The sequence below is a fragment of the Spirulina subsalsa FACHB-351 genome, assembly GCF_026130165.1.
Classification (GTDB): domain Bacteria; phylum Cyanobacteriota; class Cyanobacteriia; order Cyanobacteriales; family Spirulinaceae; genus Spirulina_A; species Spirulina_A subsalsa_A.
Genome location: NZ_JAIHOM010000204.1, coordinates 1 through 5,014 on the forward strand (window position 1 = coordinate 1; position 5,014 = coordinate 5,014).

Genomic DNA, 5,014 nt, shown 5'->3' on the forward strand with positions numbered 1-5,014 from the left:
TTATGTGCCAAAAAATTAGCTATGTACACTGGTTTAAAGAGCTAGTCCCACCTGGTTAAATTTACCTCTTGACAGGGTTACTATGTCCATTTTTACCTAGTTCATAAGTACCGATTCAACACTTCTGAGTTCTAACAAACGGAGAATAATCTCATTTTCTGAACTATCATCCATTTGTTCTTCTTTCTGCTTTCTTAAATTAATTTGTCCTAAAATTTTCGTTTTAAAAGCCAACATATCTTCATAGCACTCCTGAGAAAAGTTACTAGGTAATGCCCCTTCCGCGACTCGATTTAAATATTCATAACGAGTTAAATTTAAGCGCAGTTGAACGGGAGCAATTTCAGGATGAGAAGAAAGAAAAATCACGAAATCTGGTGCATTATGTTCAGAATTTAATTCAATACTAACACTTTCACCTCGTTTTTTGTGAACAGAGATAGATTCTTCAAAAACTTTGCTGATTCGGGCTTGAGAATAACTCCCAGATGTAGCTAAAATTAATTCATTTGGGTTATTCATAAACAAACCTGTAAAAATTCGATTCATCCCTTTTACTAATTGAGAGATTAAAGATTTTGGTATTTTTTGTCTCCGTTTTAAAGGTCTACAAATTTTCTCTAAATAATCTCCTGCATAGTAAAATACAGTTAATTCCCATAAATTTAATTCTGAACTTCTATCTTCAGGAATAGTAAAAAATAATCGCTGTCTTTGAGTTTCTAATAAGCTTAAAAAAGCTTCTTTCGTTTCTGGCAAATCATTCTCTTCTAAATATCTGGTCTGAGCAATCCTAAATTGTTCATATTCGCCATAATAAGGGTCTTTAGAGATTAATTCTTGATAATCATTGTTCATTGCAGGATCATCTGCTCCGAAGATCAGAAGATTATCAAAATAATTACTACTTTCTGTCCCAATACAAAAGTACCTTAATGCGGTAAATACATCGGTTTTGTTTCGTTTTCTGATAGAAAGATTTCCCCCAAAGATATTGCTATACGGACTAGCTAAGTAAGCTGTTTTAGTGGCGAGAATGTCAGGAATTTGTTGACAGGTCAGAAGTTTATCTTTCGCATCAGGATGACCTAAGAGTAAATTAGAAATCAGGAGTAACAACTGGCGGATAGGGATGTGCATTCCATTGTGTCGCAATAATTCCAGCAGATCAATGAGACGCTTTCTCATCAATTGTTGGTCATCATTTCCGTCCAATCGTTTTTTATTTTCCCAAATTGGACAACGCTGATGAAGATTCGCAGCATCTTTATAGATACATTCGTTACATTCTTGCCATCCTGAATGATTTAAAACAGCATCCAGAATTTGATAAAACATATCTTCGTTATTGAGACGACTGAGATTATACAGCAGTAAATTAAATCCTTGAATTTGTTTTTTTTCTTCAACCAGTAATGTTTCAATTAATTGACGTGCTTCTTGAATATTATGATCCTGATTAGCTATATTCCAAGCTTCTATTAACTGTCCGTCGTTAGCTGCAATTAAATAAATTTTATGGGTTGTTTGAGGTTCAACAATAGATTGGGCAATTTCTGGTAGTAGCTGTTTTTTTTCTCCATCTTGAATTTCACTCAAGTCTTTAATAATAATTAGTTGCTTATCACTAATCGATAAAGATTGAATTTTTTGTTCTTTTCCCCATTCCTCTTGTGTCCCACCTAGAGTTTCCCATATCTCTCGACAGCAAAACGTTTTCCCGTCACCTGCTGTTCCTGTTAAAATTACAGATTTAGGAAAATCTGACTTAAAGTTGTTGATCAGTTCCTGTAAGTAAGGGGTTTCAAATTTTATGGGTTCAATTTTGTTTCTTTTTAAAGCACGCTGGATAGCCTCGTCATACATATTGTCATTTCGAGGAATCGGTCCATATTTTCGGAGGAAGTTTATCCATTTAGAGACAAAAGTGTTAGCCATATACAAAAGGATTATTCATAGTGTGTCCACATTCTAATGATTTTGACGGTTTTCTCTTTTTCTAGTATTTGATAAACTAAGCGGTGTTGAATGTTGATTCTTCTAGAATAGAAATTCTGCAAATCTCCTGTAAGCTTTTCATAGGGTGGATAAGGAGCGTAGGGATTTTCTTTCAAAATATCAAGAATTTGATTAACTTGTTTACTTAAACCAGATGATGCCACTTTTCTAGCATCTTTTACCGCTTGTTTAGTAAACAATAGTTGCCATTCATCCATTTAAAATATTTCTTACGGTTGTTTCATCAACACAATCTTCTAAGGCAGTTTTTCCACCTTCTTGAATGGAGGATACTAAGTTAGGGATGGACTGTAAATATAAAGTTTCTTGAATGGCATTCCAATCTTTTTCAGCAACTAAAACAGCATTCCCTTGGGCTGTTTTCAATAAAATAGGCTGCTCATGGGTAACAGCTTGATAAACCAATTGGTTGAGATGATTATCACTGGGCTGAACTGTAATGTTTTCCATGTTTTTGACTCCTTGATTACAAATGACAGGCTAAACAGGGTAAATCATCGTTTTCTTCGTCTAGGATAGCTTCTAAGGCTTCGGCGAGGGGACGGTTGGGGGTGTTTTTCTGCTCGCGGGCGATCGCCTTATGATGATTGGTGATAATCTCTTCCTTACGGGCCAAGAGTTCCAGCAGTGTCTCTCCTTGAGTCCAAGTGTAGGTTCTGCCGTCTTTGTGGTTCTGCTCATAGTTAACGGCCTGTTGAAATAAATCGGGGTGTTCTTCTGCTAACATCACCCACTCATATTTACGCTGAAAGAAACAGAAAAAACACCCGGAACGACTGCGCCAACGGTAATAATCTGGTAGTCCAATGCCGCTTTCTTCCAACAGTCGGATAATATCGGCTTTCACTAAGCCTTGTTCTTTGAAGGGAAAAACGGGTTTAATATTGGGTTTGGTGGAGATATACCCGGAGCGGTTCTCATCAGCGCGAATCCCAATGTAACTGATGGCTTCATCATCGCCAATAAAAGCTTCTAGGGGCTTAATTTTCATCATGATGGTACACCAGCGCATTTGAGGGGAGGGGAGGAGGCCTCCATGCACTTCTAACCAATGGTCAAACCCTCGGTTAGCACTCAAGCGGTGAATCTTAATTCCCAGTCGCGCTTCAATGCGGTCTAGATAATCGTAGGTTTCCGGTAATTCCTTATGAGTGTCACAGAAAAAATATTCAAGGTCTAACTCTGGGTGCTGTTGTCGCGAATATAAAGCCAATTTGCGGCAAATCCTTGATTTTTAGCTAAGGAAATTAATGGGTTAACCGTACTTTCATAAGCATTGAACAAAATATCAAAATCTAATAAATTATCCGCTTGATTAACCTTTAACTCAGCCACAAAAGATTCAGTTTCTTTTAACCATTTCTGCCTAGAAATATTTTGATTGGATACCGTTAGACCGATATGCTGTAACTTTACAAAGTTAGAGAAATATTGAGAAGACGGCAAATTATTTGATTTAGAAGAATTGACCGATTGTGTTGTTGGGATTAAATTCCACAGTTGATCATGAGCAACAAACGACCACGGCAAATAATGATCAAGTGAAATTTGTTTAGGATCTAATCTGACTGTTGAATAAATACAATTAAGGTCTTGATGACTTAAAACCGTTTTCCAGTATTTTGTTGGTTTGGTTAAAGAATCTCGTTTTTGTGGCATAAAGAGCTTATTCACCACATTGGGAATATTTGGGTTTCTCTTTTGCATATAATTCAACCATTCCCAAGAAGCCCAACCCCGAACAATAACATAATTTTCCTGTAAATATTGAACCCAATCTGGATGTAATAAAATTTCGTTACTGTCTTTAAAATTTGTAGCATTGAATCGATATAAGGGTTTATCAGTATAAAAGTATTGATCAGCAATTCTTGGGGTTTCTTTGACCACTTCATAATTGACATCAAATTCACGCAATTGTTCCTCTAAAAAAGGTCGAATCAGTCGAAAGGGAACATTCTTTTTAAAATCTGCAATAATTGAATCAAGATTGTTGTTTTTTATCGATTGTCGAAGGCTAGATTTTTCAGAATCTGTGAACTTTAGAATAGGTTCAGTAACTTGTATTTGCAGAGAATCTAATTTATTAGCAATTTGGTCTTGTGTGCCAAAAGATAGTTTAAAGTAGTTATGAGGATACCAAGCATTAGCCAACATCTCAATCACGATGTTTTCAAAAGTCAGTGATAAAGATACTTGAAACTTTTCTCGTTTTAAAATGTCCAACAGTGACAAGAAAAATAAATATTTATAAGAGTTCGTCGTGTTATTAAAAATTTGAGATAAAGCGGCAACATTGACCTCTCGTGATTCCGGTAATTGTAGAGAACTCATGCTTAACTAAACTCCTATGAATTGTTCCAGATCCATTTGAACAAAATTCTTGGATGGGGTTAATTCTCGACGATTGATTAACTCATTATCGAGGATTAAACATTGGGAATAGACGCGATCGCACAAATCTGATAAACGGGACTGAAATTCGCGGCGACTGTGGATTTCCACCTGTTCCCCATTCACCCAGCAAGAATTATCTCCCGTTGACCAAGACAGGGAGCGAGTGAAGGTTTCATCTAAGAGCCGTTTCGCCTCCACCAAACGCTGTTTCACTTCCCGTCGGGCTACTCCATCATTTTGCAGTTCAGGGGCTTTCTGAAGGGCTTGGAGGGCTTTAAATTCTTGTCCTCGTACTCGCAACTCATCTAACTGGGCAATCATCACCCAAATCAGAGGTTTTCCGTCCCCAGTCTGGGAGAGAATCGTCTCAGGCAGACTCACATCTAACCAATAGACCATTAATCCATCAAAATCTGACCCACTGCACCTTAAACTCTCCAGCTTGGTCATGCTGTCAATATAATGCTGCTCAAATTGACACTCCCATCGCTAAAAGCGAGGGATTCTTGGTTCAACGAGTTTCCTTAACTTGGCAGGACGTATCCAACCAAGCCAGAGGGAATCTCTCCCCAAGCGTGAGTTCCGGTATGCCCTACCG

The 5,014-nt window shown here is 37.3% G+C and carries 6 protein-coding genes; all 6 read right to left on the bottom strand.

Annotated features, from left to right (window positions below):
• Positions 1-96: 96 nt before the first annotated feature.
• Genes K4A83_RS21930 through K4A83_RS21955 form a run of 6 tightly spaced genes read right to left on the bottom strand, consistent with a single transcriptional unit; the run spans position 97 to position 4,866 of the window.
• Complete coding sequence (locus tag K4A83_RS21930; protein WP_265266843.1) at positions 97-1,938, bottom strand: hypothetical protein; 1,842 nt, start codon at positions 1,936-1,938, stop codon at positions 97-99.
• Positions 1,939-1,949: 11 nt separating this feature from the next.
• Complete coding sequence (locus tag K4A83_RS21935; RefSeq protein WP_265266844.1) at positions 1,950-2,216, bottom strand: Txe/YoeB family addiction module toxin; 267 nt, start codon at positions 2,214-2,216, stop codon at positions 1,950-1,952.
• The gene (locus tag K4A83_RS21940; RefSeq protein ID WP_265266845.1) at positions 2,209-2,469 is read right to left on the bottom strand and encodes a type II toxin-antitoxin system Phd/YefM family antitoxin; all 261 of its coding nucleotides are present in this window, start codon (positions 2,467-2,469) and stop codon (positions 2,209-2,211) included. Before K4A83_RS21940 ends, K4A83_RS21935 begins: the two co-directional genes overlap by 8 nt.
• A gap of 16 nt (positions 2,470-2,485) precedes the next feature.
• Positions 2,486-3,232: a phosphoadenosine phosphosulfate reductase family protein gene (locus K4A83_RS21945; RefSeq protein ID WP_265266846.1), complete on the bottom strand. Its 747-nt coding sequence runs from the start codon at positions 3,230-3,232 to the stop codon at positions 2,486-2,488.
• Positions 3,196-4,353, bottom strand: coding sequence for an HNH endonuclease domain-containing protein (locus K4A83_RS21950; RefSeq protein WP_265266847.1), 1,158 nt, complete (start codon positions 4,351-4,353; stop codon positions 3,196-3,198). Before K4A83_RS21950 ends, K4A83_RS21945 begins: the two co-directional genes overlap by 37 nt.
• Positions 4,354-4,359: 6 nt before the next feature.
• Positions 4,360-4,866, bottom strand: a complete 507-nt coding sequence (locus K4A83_RS21955) for a hypothetical protein (protein WP_265266848.1) — start codon at positions 4,864-4,866, stop codon at positions 4,360-4,362.
• Positions 4,867-5,014: the final 148 nt, after the last annotated feature.

What these genes read in the sequence shown, in the direction of transcription:
- K4A83_RS21930 (WP_265266843.1), bottom strand. Translation starts at nt 1,938, where the DNA reads ATGGCTAACACTTTTGTCTCTAAATGGATAAACTTCCTCCGAAAATAT.
- K4A83_RS21935 (WP_265266844.1), bottom strand. Translation starts at nt 2,216, where the DNA reads ATGGATGAATGGCAACTATTGTTTACTAAACAAGCGGTAAAAGATGCT.
- K4A83_RS21940 (WP_265266845.1), bottom strand. Translation starts at nt 2,469, where the DNA reads ATGGAAAACATTACAGTTCAGCCCAGTGATAATCATCTCAACCAATTG.
- K4A83_RS21950 (WP_265266847.1), bottom strand. Translation starts at nt 4,353, where the DNA reads ATGAGTTCTCTACAATTACCGGAATCACGAGAGGTCAATGTTGCCGCT.
- K4A83_RS21955 (WP_265266848.1), bottom strand. Translation starts at nt 4,866, where the DNA reads ATGACCAAGCTGGAGAGTTTAAGGTGCAGTGGGTCAGATTTTGATGGA.